Origin of the sequence: Primorskyibacter sp. S187A (genome assembly GCF_049800955.1) — a bacterium.
Taxonomy (GTDB): Bacteria; Pseudomonadota; Alphaproteobacteria; order Rhodobacterales; family Rhodobacteraceae; genus JAKVBH01.
This window is the reverse complement of record NZ_JBNAGA010000003.1, coordinates 64,121-78,998: the sequence shown is the minus strand read 5'-3', so window position 1 is coordinate 78,998 and position 14,878 is coordinate 64,121. Positions and strand designations below refer to the sequence as shown.

Annotated in this window: 12 protein-coding genes; all 12 read left to right on the top strand. The window is 60.0% G+C overall.

Annotation, left to right across the window (positions count from 1 at the left end; translation table 11 throughout):
* Window positions 1-47 precede the first annotated feature (47 nt).
* The 12 genes from ACP15S_RS17715 to ACP15S_RS17660 all read left to right on the top strand — a co-directional run bounded on the left by ACP15S_RS17715 (window position 48) and on the right by ACP15S_RS17660 (window position 14,856).
* Window positions 48-914 (top strand): carbohydrate ABC transporter permease, encoded by an 867-nt coding sequence (locus ACP15S_RS17715; protein WP_425041002.1) that lies wholly within the window; start codon window positions 48-50, stop codon window positions 912-914.
* Between the two features lie 2 nt (window positions 915-916).
* Window positions 917-1,747 carry a carbohydrate ABC transporter permease gene (locus ACP15S_RS17710; protein ID WP_425041001.1) on the top strand — a complete coding sequence of 277 codons (831 nt, stop codon included), beginning with the start codon at window positions 917-919 and terminating at the stop codon, window positions 1,745-1,747.
* Between the two features lie 25 nt (window positions 1,748-1,772).
* Window positions 1,773-2,777 (top strand): ABC transporter ATP-binding protein, encoded by a 1,005-nt coding sequence (locus tag ACP15S_RS17705; protein ID WP_425041000.1) that lies wholly within the window; start codon window positions 1,773-1,775, stop codon window positions 2,775-2,777.
* Window positions 2,774-3,541, top strand: a complete 768-nt coding sequence (locus ACP15S_RS17700; RefSeq protein ID WP_425041306.1) for an L-iditol 2-dehydrogenase — start codon at window positions 2,774-2,776, stop codon at window positions 3,539-3,541. Before ACP15S_RS17705 ends, ACP15S_RS17700 begins: the two co-directional genes overlap by 4 nt.
* On the top strand, window positions 3,541-5,037 hold the full coding sequence (locus ACP15S_RS17695) for a mannitol dehydrogenase family protein (protein ID WP_425040999.1): 1,497 nt from the start codon (window positions 3,541-3,543) through the stop codon (window positions 5,035-5,037). Before ACP15S_RS17700 ends, ACP15S_RS17695 begins: the two co-directional genes overlap by 1 nt.
* Before the next feature lie 172 nt (window positions 5,038-5,209).
* A complete protein-coding gene (locus ACP15S_RS17690; protein WP_425040998.1) occupies window positions 5,210-6,790 on the top strand; it encodes an ABC transporter substrate-binding protein in 1,581 nt (526 codons plus the stop codon).
* A gap of 97 nt (window positions 6,791-6,887) precedes the next feature.
* Window positions 6,888-7,871, top strand: coding sequence for an ABC transporter permease (locus ACP15S_RS17685; RefSeq protein ID WP_425040997.1), 984 nt, complete (start codon window positions 6,888-6,890; stop codon window positions 7,869-7,871).
* Window positions 7,871-8,815: an ABC transporter permease gene (locus tag ACP15S_RS17680; protein WP_425040996.1), complete on the top strand. Its 945-nt coding sequence runs from the start codon at window positions 7,871-7,873 to the stop codon at window positions 8,813-8,815. The genes ACP15S_RS17685 and ACP15S_RS17680 overlap by 1 nt, the downstream gene beginning before the upstream one ends.
* Window positions 8,815-9,783 carry an ABC transporter ATP-binding protein gene (locus ACP15S_RS17675; protein ID WP_425040995.1) on the top strand — a complete coding sequence of 323 codons (969 nt, stop codon included), beginning with the start codon at window positions 8,815-8,817 and terminating at the stop codon, window positions 9,781-9,783. The genes ACP15S_RS17680 and ACP15S_RS17675 overlap by 1 nt, the downstream gene beginning before the upstream one ends.
* A complete protein-coding gene (locus ACP15S_RS17670) occupies window positions 9,783-10,745 on the top strand; it encodes an ABC transporter ATP-binding protein (RefSeq protein WP_425040994.1) in 963 nt (320 codons plus the stop codon). The genes ACP15S_RS17675 and ACP15S_RS17670 overlap by 1 nt, the downstream gene beginning before the upstream one ends.
* Before the next feature lie 150 nt (window positions 10,746-10,895).
* Complete coding sequence (locus ACP15S_RS17665; RefSeq protein ID WP_425040993.1) at window positions 10,896-12,581, top strand: BCCT family transporter; 1,686 nt, start codon at window positions 10,896-10,898, stop codon at window positions 12,579-12,581.
* Between the two features lie 61 nt (window positions 12,582-12,642).
* Window positions 12,643-14,856, top strand: coding sequence for a SulP family inorganic anion transporter (locus ACP15S_RS17660; protein ID WP_425040992.1), 2,214 nt, complete (start codon window positions 12,643-12,645; stop codon window positions 14,854-14,856).
* The last annotated feature ends 22 nt before the right edge of the window (window positions 14,857-14,878 follow it).

Sequence of the window (14,878 nt, the reverse complement as noted above, 5' to 3'; positions counted from 1 at the left end):
GGATGGCACCGAGCTTTCGCGGGCCGTCAACGGAGGAGATGCATTCAATGGCAACCAAGGCTTCCCGATCTGCGGCCCGACTGATGATGGCCCCGGCAGTAGTACTGCTCCTGGGCTGGATGCTGGTCCCGCTGATCATGACATTATGGTTTTCATTCCGGAAATACCTGCCCCTGCGTGGCGGCGATCTGGGCTGGGCCGGTTTTGACAATTACACTCGTTTTGTTTCATCGAGCGCCTTCTGGCCGTCTGTTCAGACCACATTGATCATTGTTCTCGGTGTTTTGGTTATCACGGTCGTTCTGGGCATCTTCATCGCGATGCTGCTGGATCAGCCGATGTGGGGACAAGGCGTGGTCCGGATCCTCGTGATTGCCCCTTTCTTCGTCATGCCCACAGTCTCGGCACTTGTCTGGAAGAACATGTTCATGGATCCGGTGAACGGGCTTTTCGCGCATCTGTGGCGGTTCTTCGGGGCGGAGCCGGTCTCCTGGCTCTCGGATGCCCCGCTGCCCTCGATCATCATGATCGTGAGCTGGCAGTGGCTTCCCTTCGCAACGCTTATTCTCCTGACCGCGTTCCAGTCGCTCGACAGCGAGCAGCTTGAAGCGGCTGAGATGGACGGCGCACCAAAGACCTCGCGTTTCTTCTACATCATGCTTCCCCACCTGAGCCGTGCGATCACCATTGTGATCCTGATCCAGACCATCTTCCTGCTGGCGATCTTTGCGGAGATCTTTGTGACCACAGGCGGTGCGTTTGGCACAAGGACACTCTCCTACCTGATCTTCCAGCGCGTGCTTGAAAGTCAGAACGTCGGTCTCGGCTCCGCCGGTGGCGTCTATGCCATCATACTTGCAAACATCGTCGCGATCTTCCTGATGCGGATCGTCGGCAAGAACCTGGATAACTGATCATGGCACGTAGCGTGACACCCCGCCGCAAACTGATCAACACAGGCGTTGCCTGGGCGATTGGATTGCTCATCTTCTTCCCGATCCTCTGGACGATCCTCACGAGTTTCAAAACAGAGGCCCAAGCCATCGCGAGCCCTCCGATCTTTCTGGGCTTTGACTGGACGCTGGAAAACTACAGCGTCGTGATGGAGCGCTCCAACTACGGACGGTTCCTCTGGAACTCGATCTTCATCGCGGGCGGCTCGACCATCCTCGGCCTGATGATCGCGATCCCCGCCGCCTGGTCGATGGCTTTTGTCCCCTCCAAGCGAACCAAGGACATCCTGCTCTGGATGCTCTCAACCAAGATGCTGCCCGCCGTGGGCGTGCTTTACCCGATCTACCTGCTGTGCATTCAGTTGGGTGTTCTGGACAACCGCATCGCTCTGGTTGTGATCCTGATGCTGATCAACCTGCCGATCATCGTGTGGATGCTCTACACCTACTTCAAGGAAATCCCCGGTGAGATCCTCGAAGCGGCACGGATGGACGGCGCGACACTCAAGGAAGAGCTGGTCTACATCCTGACGCCCATGGCCATTCCCGGCATCGCCTCGACCATGCTGTTGAACTTCATCCTGGCCTGGAACGAAGCTTTCTGGACGCTCAACCTCACGGCGGTCAACGCCGCACCGCTGACGGCCTTTATCGCCAGCTACTCGAGCCCTGAAGGTCTGTTCTTCGCCAAGCTTTCAGCAGCCTCCACCATGGCCATCGCGCCGATCCTCATCCTTGGCTGGTTCAGCCAGAAACAACTTGTCCGCGGCCTCACCTTCGGCGCCGTTAAGTAAACCTGTGATACAAGGAACCTAAACTATGGGACAGATCCAACTCAAACAGGTGACCAAGAGCTTCGGTGACGTTGAAGTCATCCCGCCGCTGGACCTGACAATTCAAGATGGTGAGTTCACCGTTTTCGTGGGCCCCTCGGGCTGCGGTAAATCCACCCTTCTGCGCCTGATCGCCGGGCTGGAAGACATCACCTCGGGCCATATCGAGATCGACGGCAAGGATGCCACGGACCTCGTGCCCGCCAAGCGCGGTCTGGCCATGGTCTTCCAATCCTACGCGCTCTACCCGCATATGACAGTGCGCAAGAACATTGCTTTTCCCATGAAAATGGCAGGCATGGACCAGGCGGAACAGGAGCGCCGGATTGAAGCCGCCGCCAAGGCGCTCAACCTGACCGATTACCTCGACCGTCGCCCCGGCCAGCTCTCGGGCGGTCAGCGTCAGCGGGTCGCCATCGGCCGTGCGATTGTGCGCGAACCTGCGGCCTTCCTCTTTGACGAGCCGCTCTCCAACCTCGACGCCGCCTTGCGTGTTGGCATGCGGATGGAGATTTCCGAGCTGCACAAAAAGCTTGACACAACAATGATCTACGTGACGCACGATCAGGTCGAAGCCATGACCATGGCGGATAAAATCGTCGTGTTGCAGGCGGGTGTCATCGAGCAGGTTGGCTCGCCGCTTGAGCTCTACCGCACCCCGCGCAACAAGTTCGTCGCGGGTTTCATCGGCTCTCCAAAGATGAACTTCGTCGAAGGAGAGGAAGCCGCGAAGTTTGGCGCTCATACCATCGGTGTGCGTCCCGAGCATATCGATGTCGTGGAAAGCGACGGCGTATGGCAAGGCACGGTGGGCGTGGCGGAGCATCTGGGCTCCGATACCTTCTTCCACATTCACAACACAGGGCTTGGTGACACGATAACCGTGCGCGCCATTGGCGATGTGCGCCTGAACCATGGTGACACGATCCACCTTTCACCGCGCACCGACGAGCTGCACAAGTTCGACGCGAATGGCCTGCGGGTAGACTGATGCGGTTGCAAGGTAAAACAGCCTTGATCACTGGCGCCGCCCGAGGGATCGGGCGCGCCTTTGCCGCGCGCTATATTGAAGAAGGCGCACAGGTGGCCATTGGCGATATCGATATCGAACGCGCCAAGGCGACTGCGGCAGAGATCGGTGCGATGGCCGTCGAGATGGATGTCACGTCCCAAGCCAGCATCGATACCGCCGTATCCCAAACCATTGAAGGCCTTGGCCACATAGATATTTTGATCAATAACGCCGCCATATTCACGGCCGCACCTCTAACCGAGATCACGCGCGACGACTACGCGCGGGTGTTTGATATCAACGTCGCAGGCCCGTTATTCACGATGCAAGCGGTTGCCAAACACATGATAGCACGCGGCCAGGGCGGCAAGATCATCAACATGGCCAGCCAGGCGGGACGTCGCGGCGAAGCGCTCGTGGGTGTTTATTGTGCCAGCAAGGCCGCCGTGATTTCCCTCACGCAATCGGCTGGCCTCAATCTGATTGAACACGGCATCAATGTGAACGCCATTGCGCCCGGCGTTGTCGATGGCGAGCATTGGGATGGCGTTGATGGCTTCTTTGCCAAGTACGAGAACAAAGCCCCCGGCCAGAAAAAGCGCGAAGTGGGTGCCGCGGTGCCTTTCGGGCGCATGGGCACGGCGGACGATCTGACCGGCATGGCCGTTTTTCTGGCCAGTGATGATGCGACATATGTTGTCGCACAGACGTATAATGTGGATGGCGGGAACTGGATGAGCTGATGGATGATCATTTCCAAGGGACGAAGACGATGAAGTTGAACAATGCGAATTTGCCCAACCTTCCAGAAGGCATTTTGCGCCCCACCTATGATCGCTCCGCACTGCGCGCAGGCATCGTCCACATCGGGCTTGGCAACTTCCACCGCGGTCATCAGGCTTGGTACTTGCACCGCTTGATGCAACAAGGCCTTGCCCATGATTGGGCGATCATCGGCGCGGGTGTACGCCCGGGCGATGAGGCCATGCGCCTCAAGCTGCAAGACCAGGACTACATGTCGACGCTGATCGAGCTGGACCCCGCGGGCTCATCTGCGGAGGTGATCGGCTCCATGATCGATTTCGTCCCCGTTGTTGACGGCCATACAGCCCTGATCGAGGCCATGAGCGATCCCGCGATCCGCATTGTCGCCCTGACCGTGACGGAAGGTGGCTACTATCAGGATGCCGAGGGTGGGTTTGATCAAGATCACCCCGATATTCAACATGATGCCAGTCATCCAGACCAGCCCCGCACAGCCTTTGGCGCGATGCTCTCCGCGCTGCGCACGCGGCGGGCTGCGGGGCATCTGCCGTTTGCCGGACAAAGCTGTGATAATCTGCAAAACAATGGTGATGTGCTCTGTCAAACCCTCGTCGGGCTGGCCCGCATGTGTGATCCCGAACTGGCCGATTGGGTTGATGCCGAGATGAGCTTCCCCAATTCGATGGTGGATTGCATTGTGCCCGCCACCGGTCCGGCGGAGCTTGCGCTTGTGGCCAAATGGGGCATCGATGACGCGGCCCCCGTGACCCATGAAAACTTCCGGCAATGGGTCATTGAAGACGCCTTTGGTAACGGTCGCCCCCCTTGGGAAGAGGTCGGCGCGACACTGACCCACGACGTGCATGCCTATGAAAGCATGAAGATCCGTATGCTCAATGCGGGCCATCAGGTACTGGCCAATGTCGGTGAGCTGCGCGGCATCAAAACGATTGCAGGCTGCATGGCCAATGATCAGATCGCGCAGTTTTTCCGGAAGGTACAGACCGATTGTATCGTGCCCCATGTAGACGCAGTCCCGGGCATGACCGGCGCGGATTATCTCGATCTGATTGAAGGCCGGTTCGCCAATCCGGAAATCCATGACACCACCCGGCGCGTCTCCTTCGATGGCAGCTCCCGCCATCCCGGCTTCGTGCTCCCGATCCTGCGCGATGCCCTGGCGACTGGGACTGTGATCGATGGTCTGGCCTTGGTTGAAGCGCTCTGGGCGCGCATGTGCGAGGGCACACGTGAGGATGGCTCTCTTATCGAGGCCAATGATCCGAATTGGGACGCCCTGACCATCGCCGCCACCGCTGCGCGCACGAAGCCCGCGGCGTGGTTGGAGCAGGAGGGCATCTACGCCGAACTCAATGACGCGCCGGAATTTGCCGCCGCGTTCGAGCGTTGGCTGGATCTCATCTGGCGTGAGGGATCCACGGTCGCTTTGGATCGGTATCTGGCTCAGGCTTGATCTTTGGCCTGTTCCTGAACCTCGCTCTGGCAATCCAAAAACGCGCGCGCCCGCGTAAATCCCGACGCGCACCCCAGATTTTGATCAGCTAGCCCTTGCGCCCCATCGCGGCATTGTCCAACAATGCCCCGATGTCCGCAGAGGCAGATTCAAAAAATCAGGGGGAGGTCCTATGAAGACCGCGACTGCATTAACACTCACGGCCGTGTTGTTGGCCACAACGGCGCCAGTGAGCGCTGAAACACTTCGTTGGGCGCGCTCCGGCGATGCGCTGACGCTGGATCCGCATGCCCAGAACGAAGGCCCGACCCATACAATTCGCCACCAGATGTATGAGCCGCTCATCATCCGCGACGTAACTGGCGCGTTTGAGCCTGCACTGGCGACCGATTGGGCGCCTTCAGCAGATGATCCCAATGTCTGGGTCTTCAACCTGCGTCAGGGCGTCAAATTCCACGATGGCTCTGATTTCACGGCCGAAGACGTCGTTTTCTCGTTTGAACGCGCCAAGCAACCCAATTCCGACATGAAAGAGCTTATTGGCTCAATCACGGAAGTCCGTGCCGTGGGCGAGTATCAGATCGAGATGGTCACGGATGGCCCGAACCCGATCCTGCCCTCCAACTTGACGAACCTGTTCATCATGGACAAGGGCTGGACCGAGGCCAACAACACCGTGAACGTGCAGGATTTTGAAGGCGGCGAGATCACCTTTGCGACGACAAATGCCAACGGCACAGGGCCTTACGTCCTGCAATCGCGCGAACCTGACGTCAAAACGACGATGGTGCGCAATGAAGCCTATTGGGGCCGCGATCAGTTCCCCTTGGAAGTCTCCGAGATCATCTACACACCGATCCAAAACGCCGCGACCCGCGTCGCGGCGCTGCTCTCCGGTGAGGTCGATTTCCTGCAGGACATGCCCGTGCAAGACCTTGAGCGCGTCAACAGCGCCGATGGCCTTGTCGTCAAGAAAGCCCCGCAAAACCGCGTGATCTTCTTTGGGATGAACCAGGGTGCCGATGACATCGAAGCCGACAACATCGATGGCAAGAACCCCCTCGCGGACGTGCGCGTGCGCAAGGCGATGTCCATGGCGATCAACCGCGATGCGATCCAGACCGTCGTGATGCGCGGGCAATCCCAGCCTGCGGGCATGATTGCCCCACCCTTCGTCAACGGCTGGACAGCCGAGATGGATGCTGAAAGCAGCACCGACATGGAAGCGGCCAAGGCGCTGATGGCGGAAGCAGGCTACGGCGATGGCTTCTCGATCCGTCTCGACTGCCCGAATGATCGCTATGTCAACGATGAGGCCATCTGTCAGGCCGCTGTCGGGATGCTGGGCCAGATCGGTGTGACTGTGAACCTCGACGCGATCCCGAAGGCGCAACACTTCCCCAAGATCACCGACGGCAAGACCGATTTTTACATGCTGGGCTGGGGCGTTCCGACCTACGATTCCGAATATATCTTCAATTTCCTCGTGCATGGCCGCGAGAGCGATATCGGAACCTGGAACGGCACGGGCTTTGACAACGACGAGATCGATGCAAAGATCAAATCGCTGGCCTCCAATACCGATCTTGAAGCGCGCAATGCCGACATCGCCTCCATCTGGCGCGTGGTGCAGGATGAGGCGCTCTACATCCCCATCCACCATCAGGTCCTGAATTGGGGCATGGCAGAGAAAGTGGGCATCGAAGTTGATCCGGAGGATCAGCCAAAGGTCAAATACTTCACCATGAACTGAAAAAGGGGCGCGGCGCTCGGATTGAGCGCCGCGCCTTCCTTAAGGGCTCGCCCTTGCTGGCGCGATTGCGCCCGTCCCCTCGTCTGAGACGTCACCCATGCTTGCATTCATCATCCGGCGCATCGGCCAATCCGCGCTTGTCCTTTTGGTTACAGGGCTTGTGGCCTTCTCCATGTTCACATTCGTGGGGGATCCGATCGACAATATGCTCGGTCAGGAGCGCACCGCAGAAGACATTGAACGCCTGCGCACGCAGCTTGGCCTCGATCAGCCTTTCGTTGTGCAATACTACCGCTTTTTGGAAAACGCGGTGCAGGGCAATTTCGGCGTGAGTTATCGTCAGGGTCGGCCTGTCGCCGAGATCCTGCTGGAGCGTGCGCCCGCAACGTTGGAACTGGCCGCCGTCTCGGGATTGCTGGCGATTGCCTTTGGCATTGCCCTTGGTGTCTTTACGGCCATTCGCCGCGATGGTGTGACGGCCAATCTGATCATGTCCGCCTCGCTCATCGGTGTGTCACTGCCGACATTCCTGATCGGCATCCTTCTGATCTACATCTTCTCCGTTGAGCTTGGATGGCTGCCCAGTTTCGGGCGGGGCGACACGGTCGATCTTGGGGGTTGGTCCACAGGTTTTCTGACCGAAAGCGGCCTCAAAGCGCTCATCCTGCCCTCGATCACGCTCGGCCTCTACCAGATGACGCTGATCATGCGGCTGGTGCGCTCCGAGATGCTGGAGGTTCTGCGGCAGGATTACATCCGGTTTGCCCGCGCACGCGGGTTGCGCAGCCGTGTGGTGAACTTCCGCCATGCACTCAAAAACACGATGGTCCCGGTAATCACCGTGATCGGCCTGCAATTGGGCGCGATCATTGCCTTCGCGATCATCACGGAAACCGTCTTTCAATGGCCCGGCGTGGGCCTGCTCTTTATCAATGCGATCCAGTTTGTCGATATCCCCGTCATGGCCGCCTATCTCATGCTGATTTCCGTCATGTTCGTGGCGATCAATCTGCTGGTGGATATCCTCTATTTCTTCATTGATCCCCGGCTCCGGCTGGACGGGCGCGGAGGGGGCCACTGATGGCAGACGCAACACAGACAGATCAGCCGAAATCGCGCCTGCGGCAGGCTTGGGACAGTGATTTCTTCTACATGTTCCGCCGCTCGCCCGTGGCCGTGGTCTCCGCGCTGATCGTGATCCTGCTCGTGGCCAGCGCAGTCTTTGCGCCTCTCATCGCCACGACCAACCCTTTTGACCCCGCCTCGCTCAACCTCATGAACGGGTTTACCCCGCCCATGACACCCAACGCCTTCACAGGCGAGAGCTTCCTTCTGGGCACCGATGATCAGGGGCGCGATGTCTTTTCGACCATCCTTTACGGCATGCGGATATCGCTCTTTGTCGGCGTGGCCGCCGTGCTCTTCGCCATGATCCTCGGCATTACGCTGGGCCTGATCTCCGGCTACGTGGGTGGTTGGACCGAAACGATCATCATGCGTACTGCTGACGTGCAGCTGACCTTCCCGTCGATCCTCGTGGCCATGCTGATCTTTGGCATCGCCAAAGGCGTGACCCCGGTGGAATACCGCGATCAGATGGCGATCTGGGTTTTGATCCTGGCCATCGGCCTGTCGGATTGGGTCCAGTTCGCGCGGGTGGTGCGCGGCGCGACGCTGGTCGAGAAAAACAAGGAATATGTGCAAGCTGCCCGGCTCATCGGGCGCGGCTCAGGCGCGATCATGCTGCGCCATATCCTGCCCAATGTGCTCTCGCCTGTCCTCGTCATCGCGACGATCTCTCTGGCACTTGCGATCATTGCCGAGGCGACCCTGAGCTTTCTGGGCGTCGGCGCGCCGCCAACACAACCCTCCCTGGGCACTTTGATCCGTATCGGGCAAGGCTTCCTCTTCTCGGGTGAGTGGTGGATCCTGCTCTTCCCCGCCGTCACCTTGCTGGTGCTTGCGCTCAGCGTAAACCTGCTCGGCGACTGGCTGCGCGATGCGCTGAACCCGAGGCTGCGATGATGGCTGTTCTCTCCATTCGCGACCTTTGCGTCGATATCCCCACGCGCCACGGCATCGTCAAACCTGTCGACGGTGTGAGCTATGATATTGCCGCAGGCGAAATTCTGGGCGTAGTGGGCGAGAGCGGTGCGGGCAAGTCCATGGCGGGCAATGCCGTGACGGGCCTGCTCAACCCACCTGCTCATATCGAATCTGGCGAGATCCTGTTGAACGGGACCCGCATCGATCACCTGCGCGGTGAACCCATGCGGCGTCTGCGGGGCAAGGAAATCGGCATGGTTTTTCAGGACCCGCTGACCTCGCTCAACCCGCTTCTACGCATCGGCGATCAACTGACCGAGACGATGCTCACGCATTTGCCGATCAGCAAGTCGGAGGCCGAGGCCCGCGCCGTTGCTGCTCTGGAAGAGGTCGGGATCCCCGGCGCGGCCCAGCGGGTGAACAGCTATCCCCACGAATTCTCTGGCGGCATGCGGCAGCGGGTCGTGATCGCGCTGGCGCTTTGTGCGGAGCCCTCGCTTGTGATTGCAGACGAGCCCACCACCGCGCTCGATGTCTCCGTGCAAGCGCAGATCATTGCTTTGCTCAAACGCCTGTGTCGCGAGCGTGGGACGGCCGTGATGCTCATCACCCATGACATGGGTGTCATTGCGGAGGCCGCGGACCGTGTGGCGGTCATGTATGCCGGACGTCTGGCAGAGCTTGGGCCGGTGCGCGATGTGCTCACTCATCCCGCCCATCCCTACACCGCAGGCCTCATGGCTTCGACGCCGCTGGCCTCCCAGGGGCAGGACCGGCTGCACCAGATCCCCGGCGCCATGCCGCGCCTTGATGCGGTCCCGCAGGGCTGTGCCTTCAATCCGCGATGCGACTTTGCAACCGACAAGTGTCGCGCTGCCCCCGCGCCACGGATCGAGGGAGGCCATGCCGCCTGCTGGCATCCCCGCGTTACACAGGAGGCGTCGTGATGGCATTGGTCCGCGTTCAAAACCTGACCCGCGTGTTCGATGTCTCCAAACCCTGGCTCAACCGGGTTCTGGAGCGGCGGTCGAAAGCCTTTCTGACAGCTGTCTCGGACGTAGACTTTGATGTCGAGGCCCGGCAAACCTACGCGCTCGTCGGAGAAAGCGGGTCTGGCAAGTCGACCATCGGGCGCATGCTGGTGGGCCTGTTGCAACCCAGTGAAGGGCATGTCGAAATCGACGGTGTGGATCTTGCCAGCGAGACGGATGCGGCAAAAATCGATGCGATCCGCTCCGACATACAGATGATCTTTCAGGATCCCTTTGCCTCGCTCAACCCGCGCTGGCGCGTGCGGGATATCATCGTGGAGCCCGTGGCCGCGCGGGGCGGCAATACCGAAGGTTTGGCGGAAAAACTGCTCGAACAGGTGGGCCTGTCGGTCCGCGATGCGGGCAAATTTCCCCATGAGTTTTCCGGCGGTCAGCGGCAACGGATTTGCATCGCGCGCGCTCTGGCCTCTGAGCCGCGCCTGATTGTCTGTGATGAACCCACGTCCGCACTTGATGTGTCGGTGCAGGCGCAGGTGCTCAATTTGATGAGCGATCTGAAGGACGATTTCGGCCTGACCTATGTGCTCATCAGCCATGATCTGACGGTGGTCCGACATATGGCGGACCGGATCGGCGTGCTTTACCTCGGGCGCCTGGTCGAAGAGGCCAGCCCGGAGGCGCTTTTTGAGACACCCAAGCATCCCTACACGCAGATGCTGCTGGAAGCCGCGCCGCGCATGGACGGGTTTGGCCGCGAAGTCAGCCCGCCGGAAGGCGAAATTCCCGATCCGATCAATCCGCCATCCGGCTGCGCGTTTCATCCGCGTTGCCCGATCGCGCAAGGCATTTGCCGCGCACAACGACCGGAGATGCGGACGATCAACGCCACGCGCGTGGCATGCCACCTCGCAGAGTAGGGCAGCACGCGGCCGCGCATTTTCCAAGCGCATCTGCGCATCTCACACCAAAATACCAAGCATCCCGGCAATCAGTGTGAAGCGCTTCACAGACCGCCCCTCGCAACTCAGGCAAATCTCCCCCCAAGACTTTTCAAGGGTGGGTTTCAAATGCCTCGCGGGCGCCATTTTCAATTTACGATCTTTACGGTCAGAGACGGGTTTTTTGATGGGTTCAACCGCCCCGTCACCGTCAGCGCCATTCTGGCGATCAACACCCTGATTGCGTGGATCCTCTTCTCGCCAGAGCAATCCACCGAAACCCTGCGCGCGATCAAGACGGTCTTGCTGGAAGGCGTGCGGGGCTGGTTTTTCTACTGCCTCGCCGGGCTCCTGATCACGGCACTGATCATTGCAGCACTCCCCATCTCGGCCCGGCTGCGCCTAGCCAAACACGGAGGCGCGCGCCCCGAGTTCTCGACCTTTTCCTGGCTCTCCATGATGTTTTGCGGCGGTATTGGCGCGGGGATCGTGGTCTATGGCGTCGCCGAACCCATGAGCCACTTCACGACCAATCCCGAATTGCTGCAAGGACAGGTCTCAGAGGGAAGCGTCGCGGCGGCCCGAAGTGCGTTGAAATACACGTTTCTGCATTGGGGATTGTCGGCATGGGCATGCTACACGGTTCTTGGCCTTGCCCTCGCGCTCTTTTCCTATCGCTACGGTTTGCCGCTGACCATCCGGTCCGTTGTGGCGCCGCTGTTCAAACACAGACTGGCAGGGGCGTGCGGGCATGTGATCGATGTCTTTGCGATCGTTGCCATTCTCGCGGGTCTTGCAACCACGCTGGGCTATTCCATGCACTCGATCTCCGCAGGTCTGGGTTACCTGATGGACATGCCGCTGGCCATGGACACGGCAGAGCCTCGTCTCGTGCCCCTGATTGCACTTGTGGCCTGCGCGTGCCTCGCCGCGCGGGCGGTCATCTCGGGTGTGGATCATGGAATCAAATGGCTCTCCATTGTCGGCACGCTTGCCTTCTTTGCCGTGCTTGCGTTCTTCGCTCTGCATACGCCGCCCAATGCCCTCCGCGAGATCGCGCTGGCCGCGACCTTCGATTACATCGCAGACCTTCCCTCTCTGTCTTTGAACATCTTCTCGGCCGGTCATGACGTGGATACCGCAGCGCTCTCGACGTGGCAGGCCGACTGGACCGTGTTTTACTGGACCTGGTGGATCGCATTTGCGCCTTTTGTGAGCCTGTTTCTGGCGCGCATTTCCAAAGGGCGCACGGTTCGTGAATTTGTCCTCGGCAGCGCGCTGGCGCCCTGCGGCCTTTGCTTTGCCTGGTTTGCCTGCAGTGGAACAGCCGCGCTGAGCCTCGAGATGTCGCAACCCGAGCCGCTCCTGGCCAACCGCGTACCGTCCGAGCAATTGTTTGTGGCGATTGCGGAACTGGACCCAACTTTGAGCGGACAGATAATCTGCTGGATCGCATTCACCGTCGTTTTCATTCTGGCGGCGGTTACATTTGCGTCGGGGCTTATGGCCATCACAACAATTGCCGCAGCTGGCGACAACGCGGCCAAGCCGCGCAAGCACACCCGGCTTTGGGCGGTTCTGGCGACAGGCATTATCGGCGCGCTGTTTGCCGCAGGCGGCACGGCCTCCATCCGCGATGTCATGGTGATTTGCGCGCTGCCGATCTCACTCGTCATTTCAGGGGCCGCGCTCAGCGTGATCTGGGCGCTCAGCGCTGAAATTCGGCACATGCGCGCCAACAGTATCAACGCCAAGCCCATCTTTGCCACGCGCCGCACACCGCCACAAATCCGGACAGGTACAGACGCGCTTTAGGATTGCGCAAAGCCGGTGATCTTTGTTTTCTGCCTCGCAGGATCAGGGAGACAACCGAAGAATGGTTGCACAGAAAGACAGCTCCGGCGCGCAGGCCCCCCAACGCGCGGACATTTGGGGCGCACGCCTGCAGGCCGGTATCATCGCGGGGTTGCTCGCGACCGTATTCTCCATTTCCAATGCGACGCTGGTCAGCGGGTCGGCGGCGCCGGAGGCAACCTCCATCCTGATCGGCATGGCCCTGATCGGCACGGCAGTGCTGTGTTTCACCCTGGGCTCTTTCACGCGGCTGCGCGGGCTGGTCCCCATGGTGCAGGACGTCCCGAGTGCTGCGATTGGGGCTATCCTTGTCACGCTCGTGAGCCAGCGCGCACAAACCGGCCAAGCGCTGGCCCCTGCCGATATCGTGGTTTTGTGCCTGACGGCGGGTCTTGCCTTCTCCGTCTCGCTGTACGTGTTTGGCAAGTTTGGCTTTGCCACCCTCATGCGCTTTGCCCCCAGACCCGTACTGGCGGGCTTTCTCGCGGGCACAGGGTATTTCGTTATCCTGGGCGCTTTGGGCATTTGTCTGGGCGCAACGCTGACTTGGGCAACCCTGCCCGATTTGTTCAGAGGTGTTGGCCTTTGGAAATTGCTTGTGGCGCTATCTGTCCTGGTCGCTCTTGGCATGGCTCAGAAAAAGATGTCCGCAGGGGCCGCAACGGGTAGCGTCATTGGCGGGGCTATTTTGCTCTTTCATCTCACCAGCGCGCTCATGGGGATCACGCCAACCGAGCTTGCTGCGCAGGGCTGGACGGCAAGCTTGCCCGATGGCGGATTGCGTTGGCCCCCGGTTAGCCCAGGCGAGATAAGCGCGGTCGACTTTGGGTTTGTACTGGAGCAATTGTTCCCACTGATCACCATGGTGGTTCTGGCAACGGCAGCGCTGTTGATGAACACGCTGGCGCTCGAGGCGAAAGTGCGCACCGATATTCCTTTTGACCACGAGCTCAAATCCCTCGGATTGTCCAACTTTGCAGCCTCCCTTCTGGGAGGATTGCCGGGCTATCATGGCGTCTCGACGACGTCTGCTGCCTTGCAGATCGCCCCGCCCCATCGCGCGATTTCATGGATCGCAGGCGGCTTTGTGCTGGCGCTGTTTATCTTCGGCGATATCGTTCTTGCCTTAATGCCCCTGCCCATCTTTGCGGGGTTCATGCTCTGGGTCGGCGTGGATTTCGTCCGCGATTGGCTGATCCGCGAAGTGCGCCACACGCCGGGGTCAGAGGCGTGGTTGACCATTGCGATTTTCCTCGTGGCCGTCGGAGTGGGATTGTTTGAGGGCACTATTTTCGGTCTGGCCGCCGGGGCCGCACTGTTTGTGGTAAACTACAGCCGCCTCGATCCGATCCGGTATGAATTTACCGGCGATGTCTTCCACGGTGCCACCGAATGGTCACCCTCTGAGCTGAAGCTGTTGCGTGCCCATGGGCGGGCCATCGTGGCCTTGGGGGTGCAAGGCTATGTGTTTTTTGGCACCGCTTACCGCCTGCGGGACCGCGTGCAACGCTTGATGAAAGGTCACGACCTGCGCGATCTTATCGTGGACTTCAGCGCGGTGACCGGGCTGGATGCGACCGCCGTCACGAGTTTCCAACGCATCGCTGACGAGTTGCAGGGCACGGATGTGCAGGTTTGCATTTCCGGGGCGAGCGACAGCGTGATCCATGTCTTTGCGCGCGCAGGTTTTGCTATAGGGCCGGGATGCCGCTTTGAGACTGCCCCAGACCTCAACACTGCCGTCACACGAGCCGAACACCGCCTGCTCACAGGCTTGTCGGGTGCGGGCAGCCCGTCCACGCAAGACATATCGGATATCCTGTTGAGCATTTTGCAAAGCGAAGAAGCCACCCATCGCCTCAAGCAATACTTGACCAGACGTGAGATCGCCCAGGGAACCGCCTTCATTGAACAGGGCACGCAGGCGTCAGACCTGTTCTTTCTGGAAAGCGGGGCGGCAGATGTCATCGTCGGGACGGGTGCAGCGGCGCGAACAGTCCGGCACCTGCGTCCGGGCGCGATTATTGGCGAGTTGGCATTTTATACGTCAGGGGTTCGCACATCCAACGTCCGGGCGCAGTCTGCTTGTGTGATCTGGACCTTGTCGTCGGCCGCTGTGGCGCGTCTGTTGGACGAGGATCCCGCCCTATCAAGTCGCTTTCACGCCGGGCTGGCCCGGATCCTTGCCGAACGGGTCACGGCCAACACGCGCCTCATTCAGATGTTGCAAGCCTGAGACATCCCATGCCCCAGGCTTG

Bases quoted from the DNA above. Each gene is read 5' to 3' on its own strand.
- ACP15S_RS17715 (WP_425041002.1), top strand. From the start codon at position 48: ATGGCAACCAAGGCTTCCCGATCTGCGGCCCGACTGATGATGGCCCCG.
- ACP15S_RS17710 (WP_425041001.1), top strand. From the start codon at position 917: ATGGCACGTAGCGTGACACCCCGCCGCAAACTGATCAACACAGGCGTT.
- ACP15S_RS17705 (WP_425041000.1), top strand. From the start codon at position 1,773: ATGGGACAGATCCAACTCAAACAGGTGACCAAGAGCTTCGGTGACGTT.
- ACP15S_RS17695 (WP_425040999.1), top strand. From the start codon at position 3,541: ATGGATGATCATTTCCAAGGGACGAAGACGATGAAGTTGAACAATGCG.
- ACP15S_RS17690 (WP_425040998.1), top strand. From the start codon at position 5,210: ATGAAGACCGCGACTGCATTAACACTCACGGCCGTGTTGTTGGCCACA.
- ACP15S_RS17685 (WP_425040997.1), top strand. From the start codon at position 6,888: ATGCTTGCATTCATCATCCGGCGCATCGGCCAATCCGCGCTTGTCCTT.
- ACP15S_RS17680 (WP_425040996.1), top strand. From the start codon at position 7,871: ATGGCAGACGCAACACAGACAGATCAGCCGAAATCGCGCCTGCGGCAG.
- ACP15S_RS17675 (WP_425040995.1), top strand. From the start codon at position 8,815: ATGGCTGTTCTCTCCATTCGCGACCTTTGCGTCGATATCCCCACGCGC.
- ACP15S_RS17670 (WP_425040994.1), top strand. From the start codon at position 9,783: ATGGCATTGGTCCGCGTTCAAAACCTGACCCGCGTGTTCGATGTCTCC.
- ACP15S_RS17665 (WP_425040993.1), top strand. From the start codon at position 10,896: ATGCCTCGCGGGCGCCATTTTCAATTTACGATCTTTACGGTCAGAGAC.
- ACP15S_RS17660 (WP_425040992.1), top strand. From the start codon at position 12,643: ATGGTTGCACAGAAAGACAGCTCCGGCGCGCAGGCCCCCCAACGCGCG.